This window comes from Nocardia sienata NBRC 100364, from assembly GCF_001613205.1.
Lineage (GTDB): Bacteria > Actinomycetota > Actinomycetes > Mycobacteriales > Mycobacteriaceae > Nocardia > Nocardia sienata.
In genome coordinates this window covers 1-17,404 of record NZ_BDBX01000062.1, presented here as the reverse complement: position 1 = coordinate 17,404, position 17,404 = coordinate 1, and the positions used below count along the sequence as shown (strand labels likewise).

Annotated in this window: 13 protein-coding genes; 6 read left to right on the top strand and 7 right to left on the bottom strand. The window is 66.6% G+C overall.

The annotated features are described in order from the left end of the window. Positions 1–33: 33 nt before the first annotated feature. Positions 34–2,880, bottom strand: coding sequence for a preprotein translocase subunit SecA (secA, locus tag NS4_RS27740; RefSeq protein ID WP_063062439.1), 2,847 nt, complete (start codon positions 2,878–2,880; stop codon positions 34–36). A 307-nt stretch (positions 2,881–3,187) separates the two neighbouring features. Here secA and NS4_RS27735 point away from each other — a divergent pair, with 307 nt between their 5' ends. The 6 genes from NS4_RS27735 (at position 3,188) to bluB (ending at position 10,549) form a co-directional block, all read left to right on the top strand. Next, positions 3,188–4,597 (top strand): WS/DGAT/MGAT family O-acyltransferase, encoded by a 1,410-nt coding sequence (locus tag NS4_RS27735; protein WP_063062438.1) that lies wholly within the window; start codon positions 3,188–3,190, stop codon positions 4,595–4,597. A 10-nt stretch (positions 4,598–4,607) separates the two neighbouring features. Then, positions 4,608–5,111, top strand: coding sequence for a DUF6912 family protein (locus NS4_RS27730; protein ID WP_063062437.1), 504 nt, complete (start codon positions 4,608–4,610; stop codon positions 5,109–5,111). 162 nt (positions 5,112–5,273) lie between these two features. Continuing rightward, positions 5,274–6,428 carry a ferredoxin reductase gene (locus tag NS4_RS27725; RefSeq protein ID WP_439955817.1) on the top strand — a complete coding sequence of 385 codons (1,155 nt, stop codon included), beginning with the start codon at positions 5,274–5,276 and terminating at the stop codon, positions 6,426–6,428. 229 nt (positions 6,429–6,657) lie between these two features. After that, complete coding sequence (locus tag NS4_RS27720) at positions 6,658–8,031, top strand: fatty acid desaturase family protein (RefSeq protein ID WP_063062435.1); 1,374 nt, start codon at positions 6,658–6,660, stop codon at positions 8,029–8,031. A gap of 214 nt (positions 8,032–8,245) precedes the next feature. Next, positions 8,246–9,502, top strand: coding sequence for a fatty acid desaturase family protein (locus tag NS4_RS27715; RefSeq protein ID WP_063062434.1), 1,257 nt, complete (start codon positions 8,246–8,248; stop codon positions 9,500–9,502). 411 nt (positions 9,503–9,913) lie between these two features. Next, a complete protein-coding gene (bluB, locus tag NS4_RS27710; protein WP_063062433.1) occupies positions 9,914–10,549 on the top strand; it encodes a 5,6-dimethylbenzimidazole synthase in 636 nt (211 codons plus the stop codon). A gap of 43 nt (positions 10,550–10,592) precedes the next feature. On the opposite strand, the gene hpf is transcribed toward bluB, so the two are convergent. The 6 genes from hpf to NS4_RS27685 form a co-directional block, all read right to left on the bottom strand. Further along, on the bottom strand, positions 10,593–11,312 hold the full coding sequence (hpf, locus tag NS4_RS27705; RefSeq protein ID WP_063062432.1) for a ribosome hibernation-promoting factor, HPF/YfiA family: 720 nt from the start codon (positions 11,310–11,312) through the stop codon (positions 10,593–10,595). A 189-nt stretch (positions 11,313–11,501) separates the two neighbouring features. Further along, positions 11,502–12,134 carry a ComF family protein gene (locus tag NS4_RS31775; RefSeq protein WP_084487790.1) on the bottom strand — a complete coding sequence of 211 codons (633 nt, stop codon included), beginning with the start codon at positions 12,132–12,134 and terminating at the stop codon, positions 11,502–11,504. Positions 12,135–12,174: 40 nt separating this feature from the next. Beyond that, the gene (lpqB, locus tag NS4_RS27700; protein WP_063062431.1) at positions 12,175–13,980 is read right to left on the bottom strand and encodes an MtrAB system accessory lipoprotein LpqB; all 1,806 of its coding nucleotides are present in this window, start codon (positions 13,978–13,980) and stop codon (positions 12,175–12,177) included. Continuing rightward, positions 13,977–15,863, bottom strand: a complete 1,887-nt coding sequence (mtrB, locus tag NS4_RS27695) for an MtrAB system histidine kinase MtrB (RefSeq protein ID WP_063062430.1) — start codon at positions 15,861–15,863, stop codon at positions 13,977–13,979. Before mtrB ends, lpqB begins: the two co-directional genes overlap by 4 nt. Positions 15,864–15,960: 97 nt before the next feature. Further along, entirely contained in the window at positions 15,961–16,638 is a 678-nt protein-coding gene (gene mtrA, locus NS4_RS27690) for an MtrAB system response regulator MtrA (protein WP_063062429.1), read from the bottom strand. Positions 16,639–16,717: 79 nt separating this feature from the next. Then, entirely contained in the window at positions 16,718–17,392 is a 675-nt protein-coding gene (locus NS4_RS27685) for a dTMP kinase (protein ID WP_063062458.1), read from the bottom strand. Positions 17,393–17,404 lie beyond the last annotated feature (12 nt).

Sequence of the window (17,404 nt, the reverse complement as noted above, 5' to 3'; positions counted from 1 at the left end):
CGGTATCCGGGAGCGGCGCCGCCTGTTCCGAGATCAGTGCTTACGACGGGTCTTGGGACCCCGGCCCTGTTTGGTCTGCGCCCGGGCCGCCTCGCGGCGTTCCCGCCGGGTGCCCTGCGTCGGCCCATCGGAGCCGTACTCCTCCGCGTCGCTGTGCACCGCGGTGCGGCCGCCCTCGTCCGGCCCCGAGTAGCTCAGGCCCCGCGGGCCCGAGTCGTCGATACCGCGGGCACGCAGCGCCGGCGGCGCACCGTTGAGGATCGGCAGCTTCTCGGTGGGGTACTGGCTCTCCGGCGGCACCGGCTGCGAGCCGACCGGGGAACGCAGACCCTGGCCCACCTGGACACCGTCGGGTTGCGGCTGCTGGACCTCCACCTGAACGTTGAACAGGATGCCGACGGCGTCCTCCTTCAAGCCCTCGAGCATGTTGGCGAACATATCGAAGCCCTCGCGCTGGTATTCCACCAGCGGATCGCGCTGGGCCATGGCCCGCAGGCCGATGCCTTCCTTCAGGTAGTCCATCTCGTAGAGATGCTCGCGCCACTTGCGGTCCAGCACCGACAGCAGCACCTGGCGCTCCAGGGTGCGCATACTGCCCTCGCCGGCCAGGCCGTCGATCTCGGCCTGGCGCTCCGCGTAGGCCTTCTGCGCATCCTCGAGCAAGATTTCGAGCAGATCGTCGCGGGTGATCTCACCGGCTTCACCGACCTCGGTCTCGCCGGTGATATCGCGGTGGTTCAGGCTGATCGGATAGAGAGTTTTCAGCGCCCCCCAGAGCTTGTCGAGATCCCAGTCCTCCACATAGCCCTCGGCGGTGGCGCCGTCCACGTAGGCGGTGATCACATCGGTGATCATGCTCTGGACCTGGCCCTCCATATCCTCCCCACGCAGGATCTGGTTGCGCTCGTTGTAGATGACCGTGCGCTGCTGGTTCATCACCTCGTCGTACTTGAGCACATTCTTGCGGATCTCGAAGTTCTGCTGCTCGACCTGGGTCTGCGCGCTCTTGATGGCCTTGGAGACCATCTTCGCCTCGATCGGCACATCGTCGGGCAGGTTGAGCCGGGTCATGATCGACTCCAGCGCCGCGCCGTTGAACCGGCGCATGAGCTCGTCGCCGAGCGACAGGTAGAACCGCGATTCGCCCGGGTCGCCCTGACGGCCGGACCGGCCGCGCAGCTGGTTGTCGATACGCCGGGAGTCGTGGCGCTCGGTACCGAGCACGTAGAGACCGCCGGCCTCCTTCACCGCCTCGGCGTCCTCGGCGACCTGCTTCTTCACCTTCTCCAGCGCGTGAAACCAGTTCGCCTGGTATTCCTCGGGAGTGTTCACCGGGTCCAGGCCCTGCTGGCGCAGCAGGGTGTCGGTGATGATGTCGGGGTTGCCGCCGAGCACGATATCGGTACCGCGGCCGGCCATATTCGTCGCGACGGTGACCGTGCCGGGGCGGCCCGCCTCCGCGATGATCTGCGCTTCCTTCTCGTGGAACTTCGCGTTCAGCACATTGTGCGGGACACCGCGCTTGGTGAGCTGCTTGGATAGATACTCCGAACGGTCCACGCTGGTGGTACCGATCAGCACCGGCTGCCCGGCCTGGTGGCGTTCCACCACATCGTCGACCACGGCGTTGAACTTCGCCTCTTCGGTCTTGTAGATCAGGTCGGCCTGGTCGATACGGATCGGCGGCTTGTTGGTCGGGATCGGGATGACGCCCAGGTTGTAGATCTGGTGCAGCTCGGCCGCCTCGGTCTCGGCGGTACCGGTCATACCGGAGAGCTTGTCGTAGAGACGGAAGTAGTTCTGCAGCGTGATGGTGGCCAGGGTCTGGTTCTCCGGCTGGATCTCCACCCCTTCCTTGGCCTCGATCGCCTGGTGCATACCCTCGTTGTAGCGGCGGCCGACCAGGATGCGCCCGGTGAACTCGTCGACGATGATCACCTCACCGTCGCGGACGATGTAGTCCTTGTCGCGGGTGTAGAGCTCCTTGGCCTTGACGGCGTTGTTCAGGTAACTCACCAGCGGGGAGTTGGCGGCCTCGTAGAGATTGTCGATACCGAGCTGATCCTCGACGAATTCCACACCCGCCTCGTGGACGCCGATGGTGCGTTTCTTGATATCGACCTCGTAGTGGAGATCCTTTTTGAGAAGCGGTGCAATCCGGGCGAATTCGGCATACCACTTGCTGGAGGCGTCCGCGGGGCCGGAGATGATCAGCGGAGTCCGCGCCTCGTCGATCAGAATCGAGTCGACCTCGTCGACCACGGCGAAATTGTGGCCTCGCTGAACCAGATCGTCCAGCGAATGGGTCATATTGTCGCGCAGATAGTCGAAGCCGAATTCGTTGTTGGTGCCGTAGGTGATATCGGCGCCGTAGGCCGCGCGCCGCTGCGGCGGCGTCATACCGGCCAGGATCGCGCCCACCTCGAGGCCCAGGAAGCGGTGCACCCGGCCCATCCACTCGGAGTCACGTTTGGCCAGGTAGTCGTTGGTGGTGACGATATGCACGCCGTCACCGCTGATCGCGTTCAAGTAGGCCGGCAGCACCGAGGTCAGGGTTTTGCCCTCACCGGTTTTCATCTCGGCGATATTGCCCAGGTGCAGCGCCGCGCCACCCATGATCTGCACTTTGTAGTGCTTCTGCTGCAGCACCCGCCACGAGGCCTCGCGCGCCACCGCGAAAGCTTCGAGCAGCAGGTCGTCCAGCGATTCCCCGTCGGCATAGCGCTCGCGGAATTCGTCGGTTTTGGCACGCAGCTCGCTATCGGTGAGGTCGGAGTAGTCGCCCTCGAGCCCGATCACCTCGTCGGCGAGATGGGAGAGGCGCTTGACCATGCGACCCTCACCAAAACGTAGCAACCTCGTCAGTGTCAGCGCAGGCACGAGTCTCGTCAGTCCTCTGGGTCGGTTTCGGCTCCGATGTCGGCGACGCGCGGCCCGACGACGGGCCACGTAGCCGCAGCTTGCTTCATGGTAATGCGGCTCCCATGGTAGGCGCCGCAGCGTACCCGGCCAGTGTGCCTCGTCCGACATTCGGCAGGCGGGCGGGGCCCGCGCGGATATATCACCGCAAGCCCTCCCGCAAGCCTTCGAATTACTTATCGGAATATCACACACAATGATGCGGGAACGCGTACTACCTGGTCACAATGGAGACCGGGTTCCGGACGCCGAAGGGGCAGACACCAGGGTGATAGCGAAGCTGACACCGCAGGACGCGGACTTCTTCCGGTTGGAATCGACCACCCACCCGGTACACATCGGGTCACTGGCCGTTCTGGACAACACCGGCGACGACGGCGAGCCGATCCTCGACTACCAGGGGCTGGTCGACCTGGTCGAGTCACGCCTGCCGCTGGTGCCCCGCTACCGCCGCAAGGTGCGGGAGATCCCGCTCTCGCTGGGGCGCCCGGTATGGGTAGAGGACAGCCACTTCGACATCACCTACCACCTGCGCCGTTCCGCCCTCCCCTCGCCGGGCAGCGACGACCAGCTCTACGAACTGACCGCCCGGCTGGGGTCCCGGCCACTGGACCCCGGCCGCCCGTTGTGGGAGATGTACCTGATCGAGGGGCTGAGTGGGGGGCGGTGCGCCATCTACACGAAATCGCACGCGGCCCTGGTCGACGGGCGCGCCGCGCTGGAGATCGGCCATGTCGTCGCCGACGGGGCGGAGTCCCCGCGCGAGATAGCCGACGACGCGTGGATGCCCGGCCGCGAGCCCAGCGATACCGATCTCCTGCTGGGCGCCCTCGGGCATCTGGTGGCCCAGCCCCGCTCGGCGGTGGAGGTGTTGCGCGAGGTCGGTGCGGGCACCGCCGGATTCATCGGTACAGCCGGACGGACGGTGGAGGGCGCGATGGCGGCGGTGCGCTCGGCGGCCAGCGGCACCCCGGACAGTCCGCTGAACACGCGCACTTCCCGGCAGCGCAGATTCACCGTCGCGGTCACCGAACTCGATGACTACAAACGGGTGCACCAGCAGGCCGACTGCACGATCAACGATGTCGTGCTGGCGGTGGTGACCGGGGCGCTGCGCAACTGGCTGCTGTCGCGGAACAAGGGCCTGACCGAATCGAGCGTGCTACGCGCGGTCGTGCCGATGTCGGGCTACAGCGGGGAGCCGGGTTCCGGCCGCACCCTGCCCAGCGGGATCACCCCGTTCCTGATCGACCTGCCGGTCGGCGAGCCCAGCCCGGTCATGCGGCTGTCGCATATCGCCCATGCCACCGCCGAGGACGCCCGTGGCCGGCACGGCGTGCGGGCCTCGACCCTGGTACACCTGGCCGGGTTCGCTCCGGCCAGCCTGCACGCGATGAGTGTGCGGGCGGCGAGTACGTTCGCAGACCATACGTTCAATCTGGTGATCACCAACGCACCGGGCCCGCAGACGCCGATGTTCGTCGGCGGCGCGCGGATGCTGGAGATGTACCCGGTTTCGCCACTGCTGCGCAACCAGGCGACGAGTATCGGGATCACGTCCTATGACGGGCGGGTCTGCTACGGACTCAATGCCGACCGCGAGGCGATGGCCGATATCGGGGTTCTGGCCGCGTCGGTGCCCGAATCGATGGAGGAGTTACTCGGTGCCTGCCTCTGACCGCAAGACCATGCGCGTGTACGTGCCGGCCACCGTGCCGATGCTGCGCGAACTCGTGGACAAACGCGTGCTGCACGCGGTCGGCGGGACGGCTTTCGCGCTCACACCCGCGCTCCGCGAGGCCTACGCCTCGGGCGACGACGAAGAACTGGCCGAGGTCGCCATGGCCGAGGCCGCGCGCGCGGCACTGCGACTGCTGGCCGAGGAGGTACACGGTTCCACCACCCCGATGTACCGCCGCGCGGTGATCGCGGTGGATGTCGAGGGCGCGACGCTGCGCCCGGACCTGGACGACGCAGTGGTCAAACTGGACGGACCGATCGAGTACGAGCGGATCGCCTCGGTTCATCTGGACCTCGCCGAAGCCGAACCGGCGGTGGCCGAGGCGGTCGAGGCCGTCGATGCCGCCGACCTCGGCGACGAGGACGCCGAGTTCGTTCTCGGCGACGCCGAGGACCATCAGCTGGCCTGGTACGCCACTCAGGAACTGCCGTTTCTCGTCGAACTGCTCTGAGCCCGCGCTTGTGACCGGAGACCGCCGCCGCGGCCGCCGGTTGTGAGCCGCAACCGGGTCCGCCGGTGCCGTTCACCTGGGCCCCCGCGACAACCTACGATGCCGTAACCTGGTGCCACGGCGCGCCCCGGGCGCGGAGAACACAGGAGACGAACAGCGCAAATGGGCAGGAAACCGAACGCGATGACGGTGCGCGGTGTCAAGAACTGGCTGGAGGCACCGGCGGCCGGTATCGCCGAACGCGGCGGCAAACTGAATCTGCTGCGAGGAGCGGTGGCGCGGGTCACCACGCCCCTGCTGCCCGACGACTATCTACATCTGGCCAACCCGTTGTGGTCGGCGCGGGAACTGCGCGGCCGGGTCGTCGACGTCCGCAAGGAAACCGCCGATTCGGCGACTCTGGTGATCAAACCCGGTTGGGGCTTCGATTTCCGCTACGAACCCGGGCAGTACATCGGTATCGGGATCCTGGTGGAAGGGCGCTGGCACTGGCGGTCCTATTCGCTCACCAGCCCGCCCGACTGGGACGACCCCCGCTACGGCAAGAAGGTCATCGCCATCGCGGTGAAGGCGATGCCGGAGGGTTTCCTCTCCAGCCATTTGGTCAACGGGGTGTCGCCCGGGACGATCGTACGGCTGGCCGCCCCACAGGGCGCGTTCGTGCTGCCGTCCCCGCCGCCGCCGAAGGTGCTGTTCTTGACCGCCGGGTCCGGGATCACCCCCGTCATGTCGATGCTGCGCGCCCTGGACCGCCGCGACGCGGTGACCGATGTCGTGCACATCCACTCGGCGCGGACCGCCGAGGACGTGATGTTCGCCGCCGAACTCGACGCCCTGCACGCGCGGCATCCCGGGTTCGTCTCCCATATCCACCTCACCGGTGAGAAGGGCAAGTTCGCCACCTCCGCCCTGGACGAGCTCTATCCCGATTGGCGAGAGCGCCAGGCCTGGGCGTGCGGCCCGCTGGGCATGCTCGACGAGGTCGAGAAGCACTGGCAGGAAGCCGGTCTCGAATCGGCACTGCACGTGGAACGGTTCGAGGTGGAGCGGTCCGCGACCACCGAGGGCGGCACCGTCACCTTCGGCAAGACCGGTCGCACGGTCACCGTGGACGGCGCCACCACCCTGCTGGAAGCCGGGGAATCCGCCGGTGTTCAGCTGCCGTTCGGCTGCCGCATGGGTATCTGCCAGACCTGTGTGGTCACTCTGAGCTCGGGACACGCCCGCGATCTGCGCAACGGGACCGAGCGGTTCGAGGGCGAGAAGGTACAGACGTGTATCTCCGCCGCGGCGGGTGACTGCACACTGGAGGTGTAACCGGACACGTTCACCCGGAGATCGGCACCTGGCGGTATTCTCGGGTGAACACAGGTTGCTTCCCGACGCGGGAAGATTTCCGAAACCCTCTTCCGGTTTCCGCTCCCGGTCCGGCACGGACCGGCCTTGTGGACGGAGTGTCCGCATAAGAAAGCACGGCCGGAGCGATGGCGGAGGTACGCCTGTTCCGATCTCGTCTTCGCAGACAGCGCTTACAGAAGGGACGCCGGTGGCCATCACCGACATCAGAGCCTTTGCCCACTTGACGGCCGAAGATGTGGAGATGCTGGGGCAAGAGCTCGACACGATCCGCCGGTCGGTGGAGCAATCCCTGGGCGAGCGGGACGCGCGCTATATCCGGCGCACCATCGCCGCTCAGCGCGGGCTGGAACTGGCAGCCCGGGCCGTGCTGTTCGGTAGCCGCAACCGCTGGGCCTGGGTAGCCGGCACCGCGATGCTGTCGGTCGCCAAGATCATCGAGAACATGGAGCTGGGCCACAACATCAGCCACGGTCAGTGGGACTGGATGAACGATCCGGAGATCCATTCCACGAACTGGGAATGGGATATGACCGGCCCGTCGGCGCAATGGCGGCGAGCGCACAACTACTCCCATCACACCTACACCAATGTGCTGGGCAAGGATGAGGATCTCGGCTTCGGCATCTTGCGGATGACCCGCGACGAACCGTGGCGGCCGGTACACCTGGTGCAGCCGATCGCCAATATCGTATTGGCCGCGGCGTTCGAATGGGGCATAGCTCTGCATGATTGGGCGATCGAGAAAGAGCTTTCCGGAACACCGCGTACTCAGATCTTCTCCGAACCGAACAAACTGTTCGGCCGCAAGATCGCCCGGCAGGTGGCCAAGGATTTCCTGCTCTATCCGGCGGTCACCGGGCCCGCCTTCATGTCGACGTTGAAGGCGAACGCCACAGCGAACCTGATCCGCAATCTGTGGGCCTACGCGGTGATCTTCTGCGGCCATTTCCCCGACGGCGCGGAGAAGTTCACCGAGGAACAGCTCGAGGGCGAAACACCCGGTGAATGGTATCTGCGGCAGATGCTCGGCAGCGCGAACTTCTCCGCCGGTCCGGTCATGGGTTTCATGAGCGGGAATCTGAGCTACCAGATCGAACACCATCTCTTCCCGGATCTGCCCAGCAACCGCTACCCCGAGGTCGCGGTCGGGGTGCGTGAGCTCTGCGAAAAATACGACCTGCCCTACACCACCGGCTCGCTGGGCAAACAATATCTGCTCGCCTTCCGCACCATTCACAAGCTCGCCCTGCCCGACCGATTCCTGCGGCGCACCGCCGACGATGCGCCGGAAACCTCCTCGGAACGCAAGTTCGCCGGGGTCACCTTGCACGCGGGGTCGGAGAACCGGCCGTGGAGTGTCGACCCGGCGACCGGAAAGCGGCGCGGACTGCGCTGGGCTTTGCACGAGGCGAAAATCGCGTTGCGTGCCAAAGCGGAGCAGGAAAAGGAAATGCTGCGCAGCGCCGAGCGGACTCTGCGGGCCAAGGCCCGGCAGGAGAAGGATGTGCTGCGGCGAGCCCGGCACGCGCTGCGCACATCGCGGCGTTCCTACTCGGCCTGAGCGGCGGCTGCGATTCCGGAAAGAAATGCCGTGGCGGGTGTAACACGGCCGCCACGGCGCGCGATCATCCCCACCGAGGCCCGAGTGTGACCTACGATTGCGGCGTTCGCCTCGATCTATCATCGGGATTTGGGACGCGCAATAGGGCGCACACCACATTTCTTACGCGGATCCCCAAACCTACGGTGACGTAACTTACGGTAGGGTAGCCGCCATGGCTATCTCGGATGTCAAGGAATACGCGCATCTCACCGAGGCGGATGTCGAGGCTCTCGGAGCAGAGTTCGACGCGATTCGCCGGGACATAGAATCGACCCGGGGCGAGCGCGATGCCCGATACATTCGCAATGTCATCAGGCTGCAGCGCGCTCTCGAGATCAGCGGCCGGACGGTTCTGTTCGCCAGTTTCCTGCCCCCGGCCTGGCTGGCCGGTGTGGCGTTGCTGGGCACCGCCAAGATCATCGAGAACATGGAGATCGGGCACAATGTGATGCACGGTCAGTGGGACTGGATGAACGATCCGGAGATCCACTCCACTCACTGGGAATGGGATAACGCGGGCCCGTCCAAACACTGGAAACACACCCACAACTATCTGCACCACAAGTACACCAACGTCCTGGGAATGGACGACGATATCGGCTACGGGCTGCTCCGGGTCACGCGCGATCAGCGCTGGAAGCCGTTCAATATCGGTAACCCGGTCTACAACCTGGTACTGCAGTCGCTGTTCGAGTACGGCGTCGCCATCCAGCACCTCGAACTCGGGAAGCTGGCCGCCGGAAAATTCAAGCCGGGAACCCCGGAGCGGGCGGAATTCGACCGCAAGGTCGACGAGGTCGTGGCCAAGGTCAAGAAACAGGCGGTGAAGGACTACGTCGTCTACCCGCTGCTGACCGGCCCCTCGTTCTTCCACACCCTCACCGCCAATCTCACGGCGAACGTGATCCGCAATGTCTGGTCCAACGCGGTCATCTTCTGCGGCCACTTCCCCGACGGCGCCGAGAAATTCACCAAGGCCGATATCGACAACGAATCCCAGGCCCAGTGGTACCTGCGGCAGATGCTGGGCAGCGCCAATATCTCCGGCGGCAAGCTCATGCACTTCATGACCGGCAATCTCAGCCACCAGATCGAGCACCACCTCTTTCCCGATCTGCCCAGTAACCGCTACGCCGAGGTCGCTGTCCGGGTGCGCGAGCTGTGCGACAAATACGATCTGCCGTACACCACCGGCTCGCTGCCGGTGCAGTACTTCAAGGCTTGGCGCACCATCCTGAAACTGTCGCTGCCCAACAAGTACCTCCGCCACACCGCCGACGACGCCCCCGAAACGGCCTCGGAGCGGAAATTCAACGGCCAGGCGGTTTCCACGTTCGATCCGGTCACCGGAAAGCGCCGGGGCCTGCGTACGGCGATCGCCGAAGGCCGCCGCCGGCTCCGCCGCCGCTCGGTCGCCCTGGCAGGCTGAGTCACCGGCGGCGGGATCGCAGGCCCCGGCTTCGAACCACCCTGCGATCCCGCCGCACCCCGCTCCCCACCTCCGACCGGGCACAACGCTCCCACGGCGGCAGCGAGCCCCGAACCCCCGGCAAACCTCCACCTGATCACCGCGAACGGCCGCACCCTCTCGGTGCAGAGTTCAGCGTGGCCTACGAAGGGCCGAGGCCCGCCCCCTTGGCCGAAGGTGCTCAACGGTCACAACTCTATGGACGGTCCACCGCACATCGCAGGCGGCGCAGCCCCGATTCCCGAGGCCTGAACGACGGGACCTTCGCGGGGCCTGGGCCCCGCGCTACCACAGGCGCTGCCGATAAAACACAGCCCCGTCCCGCTCGGCCGGTTGCCGGGCAAGAACAATGGCTTTGTGTGTGCAGCGGAGATGAGCGTTTACGAGGCCATCCGAACCCGCCGGGATGTGCGGGCGGAGTTCACCGGCGAGCCCATCGACGACCCCACGCTGTGGCGGATTCTCGGGGCGGCGCACTGCGCGCCGAGTGTCGGTAATTCGCAGCCCTGGGATTTCGTTGTTGTTCGTGATCCGGCGACGCTGCGGACGTTCGCGGCGCATGTAGCCGAGCGACGGCTGGACTTCGCGCGATCACTGCCCGCCGAACGGGCCCGGGCCTTCGCGCCGATCAAGATCGAGGGAATCGCCGAGAGCGGCACCGGCATTGTGGTGGTCCACGACGATACGCGGGGCGGGCCACAGGTGCTGGGCCGGGCGACACTTCCCGAAACCGGCCTGTATTCGACAATTCTCGCCATCCAGAATCTCTGGCTGGCCGCCACCGCCGAGCGGATCGGAGTCGGCTGGGTGTCCTTCTACGAGGAACCCTTCCTTGCCGAGCTGATCGGCCTGCCCGCGGGAGTCCGGCCGGTCGCCTGGCTCTGTATCGGGCCGGTCACCGAATTTCAGCGTGTTCCCGATCTGGAACGTTTCGGCTGGCGCGACCGACGGCCGCTGAGTGCCGCGGTGCATCGGGAGCGGTACACGCCCGCGAGCCGGGAACGATAAAGCCGACCGGCCCATCGCGCGGACCGGTCGGCTGCAGTGTCGGCTAGGCGAGCCTTATCAGGCCGTAGTCGAAGGCATGCCGGCGGTAGACCACCGACGGACGATCGGTCTCCTTGTCCTGGAACAGGAAGAAATCGTGGCCCACCAACTCCATTTGGTAGAGGGCGTCGTCGACCGTCATCGGTATCGCGGAGTGCACCTTGGTACGCACGATATGCCCGGGCCCCTCGTATTCGGGGTAATCGGCCGCGAAATCGGATCGCTTCCGGCTGTGCGGAGAGTGGTCGTGCGGAATTCCGGAGAGGTCGCCGAGCAGCGCATCATCGGCCAGGTCGGCGGTGGCGTCGTGTACCGAGACCGGAGTCTTCTCGCCGTAGTGGACGCGGCGGCGGTCCTTCGTGCGGCGCAGCCGGCTCTCCAATTTGGCGGTCACGGCCTCGAATGCAGCGTAGAAACTGTCCGCGCAGGCCTCGGCGCGGACGATCGGGCCCTTGCCACGCGCGGTGATCTCCACCCGCTGGCAATTCTTGCGTTGACGACGGTTGCGCTCGTGGAAGAGTTCCACGTCGAAGAGAAAGATCGATGGATCGAAGCGTTCCAGCCGGGACAGCTTCTCCGACACATAGATTCGGAAATGGTCGGGAACCTCGACGTTGCGGCCCTTGACGACGATATCCGCCCGGGTGTCCCGCGGTCGGTCGAGCTGGTCGTCCAGCTGCGTCTGGGCTGTGTCCTGAACTGAAGGTCGTGAAGTAGTCGTCACGCGTACCTCCCGGATTCGGCCGCACACTTGTCGTCGCATGCGGCGGGATGAAACGGTGCCGGCCATGTCGGATCAGTCGGCCGGCACGTGATGTACGAGGCCCACCTCCAAACTCCCGGATCGGGTGTGTGCACGCGACGCTAGTACGCGGATCGAAGGTTCGCCACTGTTAACGCAAATTTCCCGGATTCACCCAGCACACGTCACGAATACGCCATCCGGGCGTGTTCCTGCGGCAACGAGAGCCCGAGCGCACGCGGATACCGTGACACCTGTCGTCAATACGTCGTCGACCAGGACGACCTGCGCGTTCACCGCATGCGACGGCAGCGGCGCAGCACTCACCCGCCCGCGTAGATTGCGGTCGCGCTCGCGCGCCGACAGACCGGCCGAATCGCGGACTCCCCACCAGACTCGCAGACACGGCAGAACCTGGCAACTGCCCAGCGACTGCGCTGCGATCCGCGCGCATCGCAATACCGGGTCACCGCCGCGCCGCCGTGCCGCGGCCCGCCGACTCGGCGAAGGTACAAGTATCAGGGGCCGGTCCGGGGCCCGCAACGGCGCGAGTCCTGCGGCGAGGGCGCGTCCCAGCGGCCCGGCGAGATCACGCCGGTCGCGTTCCTTGGCCGCCAGTACGGCTTGCCGCGCGGGGCCACGGTAGCCGCTCAGCGCCCAGCACGGCACTCCCGGATCCGCGCGGGGATACACCCGGATCGGTGGGCCGGAGATACTGCGCGCGCACTCGGCACACCACGGGATCCCCGGCCGGCGGCAGCCGCCGCATTCCGACGGTACGAGCAGGTCCAGCAGTGTCCGCATGCGCGAAGTGTGCCGGTGGGCACCGACACGGCGCCCGGGATCAGCCGGGCAGCACAGGTACGGCGTCCGCGCCGAGCCCGGGGACCTCACGCCAGTAGGGGTCGCCGCCTTCGGGTGTGCGGGTGAATTCCAGTACCGCGCGGGAATCGGCGACATACTGGCGTTCGATGGAAGCGGTGACCTGACGGACCGGCGGGGTGAGGTTGCGTCCGCCCAGCGAGGCCATCCCGGAGCCGTCGATCTTCACCGTCCGTACCGGATCCACATTGCCTGCGGTGGCCAGGATGACCGTATCGTCGCTGAACCAGTCGACCGAGGTCGCGTCGGTGCTGAGCTCCATCGCGATCTGCCGCGGTGAGGTGAGCGCGAAGGTGCCGTCCGGCCGGCGCAGCACCATGGCGACATACACTTTGCCGTCGGCGATCAACACCGCGCTGACCCCGTTGCGGGAGATCCGCAGTTCGGTGATCGGCAGTGCGAAGGTCGGCCCGGAGTCGGGGGCGAACAGCTGGGCGGTGTCCACCTCCTGGACCGAAACAGTGCCGGTATCGCGGTTGGTGACCGCGCGGATCACCCGGTTTCCGTCGATGACCGCCCAGGCCGCGCTGCCGTCGGCAGTCCAGGACGGGCGGGTGACGGCGCCACCCTCCGCGACCGGGAACGCGTTGCCCCCGTAGCTGCCCACCATCAGCGTGCGTTGCGGCTGCGGGGGCTGCCGGCCCGCGTCGGCTACGGCGGCCACCAGTTTGCCGTCCGGCGACAGACCCACCGACTGCAGGTTCTGCACCTCGCCGAAGTAGCCCGGGGCGGGAGCCGGGGCACGATTGTCCTCTACCTTGACCAGCTTGCCCTCCCGCAGCGCGTGCAAACCGATCAGGGCGTCCGGCTGCACGGAATCGGCGAGCGGCCCCAGATCATCGACCGACCAGCCGTTCCCGGCGAACCGCTCGTCCAGCGGCCGGCCGTCCTCGAGCAGCATGTAGGGGCCGAGCACATCGGCGCCGGCGAGGGTGAGGATCACCTGCGCCGCGAACAATTCACGGTCGCGGGGACTGGGCTCGCCTATCCCGGTGAAGTCGATCCGCACCCCGCCCAGGCCCACACCTACGCCTACCGGATCACCGTTGGCCTTGGTGACGGTTCCGCGCACCGCGACGGGCGGGGCAAGGTAATTGCGGACGACCGGGGCGATATACGGCTGCGGACCCGCGATCAGCATGGTCACCAATTGCTGCGCGAGTTCGTCCGGACGCCCCGCGACCCAGCGCAGATCCGGCGCCACATGCTGCCCGTCGGCGGTGACGAAGTACAGGGCGTACCGCCGGTAGGACTGGGTGAAGGCGCTGTACTCCACGACCACGCCGTCGGGCAGCTCGTCGATACGCCATTCGCCGTCGACCCGCGTCATCTCGATCTTGTTCTCGATGATCCCGTCCACCGCGTGGTAGGAACCGTCCGCGGAGAGTTCGCCGACCTTGCGCGCGCGCAGCACATAGGTCGCCTCGTTCTCGTTACGCGATTCGCGCAGCGTATCCGCGCGCTCCACGATCACGGTCGAGTCGGCATCGTTCCACTGGGTCGACGCGGCGGGGGTCATGTATTGACGGGCGGCGAGATGACCGTCGGCGGGGTCGGCGGTGGCCTGCAGGAAATCGCGCAGCAGCAGATCCGGATCGCGCCCCTGCGTCGGGAGGGGCGGCCCCTCGGCGGTCGGTTCCTGGTTGATCGTGCCGAGAGCCTGGGGTTGCGAGGAGTCGGGCAGATTCGCGCAGCCCCCGGTGGCGGCCAGGCCGACCACCGCGACCGCCACCAGCAACTGCCGGAACCACCGCCTGCGTGCGCTCATGACTTCTGGTCCCCATGGTCGGTGGGCACCGAACCGGCGGCCGGGCCGGATGGCTCCCGGTCGGCGGCGTCGTCCGGTCCGGAGCCGGGATCCCGGGCCGGCGGCTCCGAATCCGTATCGGCGCTTTTCGTTCCGGTCGTCGAGGGGCCCGACGCCGGGGTTTCCGGTTCCGCACCGCCCGTATCCGGCTCCGCGGGGGTGGGCAGGGGCGCCCACGGTTCGGTTTCGGTGACCGGCGGGCCGAGTTCCACCCGTTCGCCGCCCGCCCGCTCGTTCTCGGAGTTCGGCCGCCGCGGCGCCCGGCGCATACCCGGTTCCAACGGCAGCGGGCTCTTACCCAGCTTCTGGCCGCGGACAAGCGGCAGGGTCAGCCGGAAGCTGGCGCCGACCCCGGGTCGTCCCCACGCCTCGAGTTTCCCGTCGTGCAGGTTGGCGTCCTCGACGCTGATCGACAAACCGAGCCCGGTCCCGCCGGATCGGCGCATCCGCGACGGGTCGGACCGCCAGAACCTGCTGAACACCAGTTTCTCCTCCCCCGGCCGCAGACCGACACCCTGATCCCGCACCACCACGGCGAGGGCATTTACTTCGGTGTCGCCGCGCATCCGGATCAGGACGGGTTTGCCCTCACTGTGGTCGATCGCGTTGGCGAGCAGATTGCGCAGCACTCGCTCCACCCGGCGCGGATCGACCTCGGCCACCACCGGCTCCTCGGGCAGATCGATCACCACCTCGATTCCGGCGTCGCGGGCAAGATGGCGCACCGTGGAGATCGCCGCGCGTACGCACATCCGCACATCCAGCGATTCCACCTGGAGTTCGGCGACACCTGCGTCGTGCCGCGAGATCTCCAGCAGATCGTTGAGCAGGCCTTCGAATCGGTCCAGTTCGGTGACCAGCAGTTCGGCGCTGCGGGCCAGCGCGGGATCGAGATCGTCACTGCTGCCGTGGATGAGGTCGGCGGCCATTCGCACCGTGGTCAGCGGGGTGCGCAACTCGTGGCTGACATCGGAGGTGAAGCGGCGCTGCAGATTGCCGAATTCCTCCAGCTGGTTGATCTGGTTGGACAGGCTCTCGGCCATTTCGTTGAATGCTTTCGCCAGCCGGGCGATATCGTCGTCGCCGCGCACCAGCATGCGTTCTTTGAGCCGGCCGTCGGCGAACCGGCCCGCGATACGGGCGGCCGACCGGATCGGCAGCACCACCTGCCGGGTCACCAGCGCCGTGATGGCGGCCAGCAGGATCAGCAACACCACTCCGCCGACCAGCATGGTGCCGCGCATCAGCGCCAGACTGCGCTCCTCGTTGCCCAGCGGGAAGATCAGATAGATCTCCAGCGTGGGCACCTCGGCGCTGGGACTGCCGATGATGAGCGCACGACCGTGATAGCCGTCCGGGTCGGCGACCGTGGCGAACTGGTAGCTGACCTGGTTGCGCTGCACGAACCGGCGCAGCGCGTCGGGCACCTCTTCGATGGGTCCGGCGGTGATCACCTGCTGTGGGGTCCCGCCGATCATGCTCAGCGCCGAATCGAAACTGCCCGCCGCGCCCCCGGTCCGGCTGGGATCGCGCCGATTGGACAGCGAATCCCGGGCGTCGGACAGCCGCTGTTCCTGACTGGTGATGTCGTGGACCCCGGCCAGCTGGGTTTCGACCGTATTGCGGACACGGTCCATTTCCTCGACCCCGGCATTGATCTTCGCATCGAGCAGCCGGTCGGTGATCTGGCTGGTCAGCACGACACCCAGCACCGTGATGACGATCAGCGACAGGGTGAGCGTCGAAACGATGACACGTAGCTGCAGCGAACGCCGCCACAGCAGGCCCAGTGATCTACCGACGTGCTGGAACCATTCGTTGACCGGTGTCAACGCCTCCCGCACGTCGGCGAGACGCCCGTTCTGTCCGTCTTTCCGACCGGCGTCCGACCCTACGTGCTCGCGCAAGGTAGCGCCTCCGGACCCGGCAACTCGAGCCGGATCACGGCGGACCGGCCTTGTACCCCACACCGCGGACGGTCAGCACGATCTCGGGATTCTCCGGATCCTTTTCGACCTTCGCTCGTAGTCGCTGCACATGGACGTTCACCAGGCGGGTGTCGGCGGCATGCCGGTAGCCCCAGACCTGTTCCAGCAGTACCTCGCGGGTGAACACCTGGCGGGGTTTGCGGGCCAGCGCCACCAGCAGATCGAACTCCAGCGGCGTGAGCGAGATCTGCGCGCCCTCGCGGGAGACCTTGTGCGCCGGTACATCGATCACGATATCGGCGATGTTCAGCAGTTCGGCCGGCTCTTCCTCGGTGCGGCGCAGCCGGGCCCGGACCCGGGCCACCAGTTCCTTCGGCTTGAACGGTTTGACGATGTAATCGTCGGCGCCGGATTCGAGGCCGAGCACCACATCGACGGTATCCGTCTTGGCGGTGAGCATCACGATCGGCACACCCGAGTCGGCGCGCAGCACCCGGCACACATCGATACCGTTCATCCCCGGCAGCATGAGATCGAGCAGCACCAGATCGGGCCGGATCTCACGAACTGCCGACAGGGCCTGGGTGCCGTCGCCGACCACGTGCGGATCGAAACCCTCGCCCCGCAGGACGATGGTGAGCATCTCCGCGAGCGCCATATCGTCGTCGACGACCAGAATCTTCGGCTTCATAGTTACTATGTTGTCATCTCCCGCGCTCGTAACGGGCCGCCACGCCACACAGTGGCGCGTTCCCGCCGGATATCCAACACTAATTCGCGACCAATGCGGCGAGCCGCGCGGCCAATGAGTTCATTTCCCCGGCGAGTCGGCCGGAACCGTCTTCTTCGGTGGATCGGAAAACCCACCAGGTCCCATACCAATCATGCCGAGCAAGATCACGGTACACCTCGGCGGTACGTTCCTGTAATCCACCGTCGCGTTCATAGGCGTCCAGGTCGCGCGCCGCATCGAGTTCACCGCGACGGCGTGCGCGCGAGGCCGCGACCTCGACCGGAACATCGAGCAGCAACTGCACCCGTGGTACCGGGAGTTCGAACCGGCCGAATTCCAATTCTCCGATCCACCGCACGATTTCCCCGTCGGCCGACTGGCCCAGCCGGGCCGCGTTGTAGGCGGCATTGGAGGCCACGTATCGGTCCAGCACGACGATATCGTTGTCGACGAGCAATTTCGCCAGTTCGTCGGCGGCCCCGGCCCGGTCGAGCGCGAACAGGACGGCCATGGCGTTCACCGAAGCCGCCAGATCGCCGTGGGCGCCGCGCAGGGCTTCGGCGGCCAGGTCCGCGTGTACCGACCGGCCGTAGCGCGGGAAGGCGAGGGTCGCGACGCGGAGTCCGCGACTGTCGAGCGCGGCCGCCAACCCGGCGATCAGCGTCCGCTTACCCGCACCGTCGAGGCCTTCCACCGAGACCAGCACACCCACGCTCTGTTCATA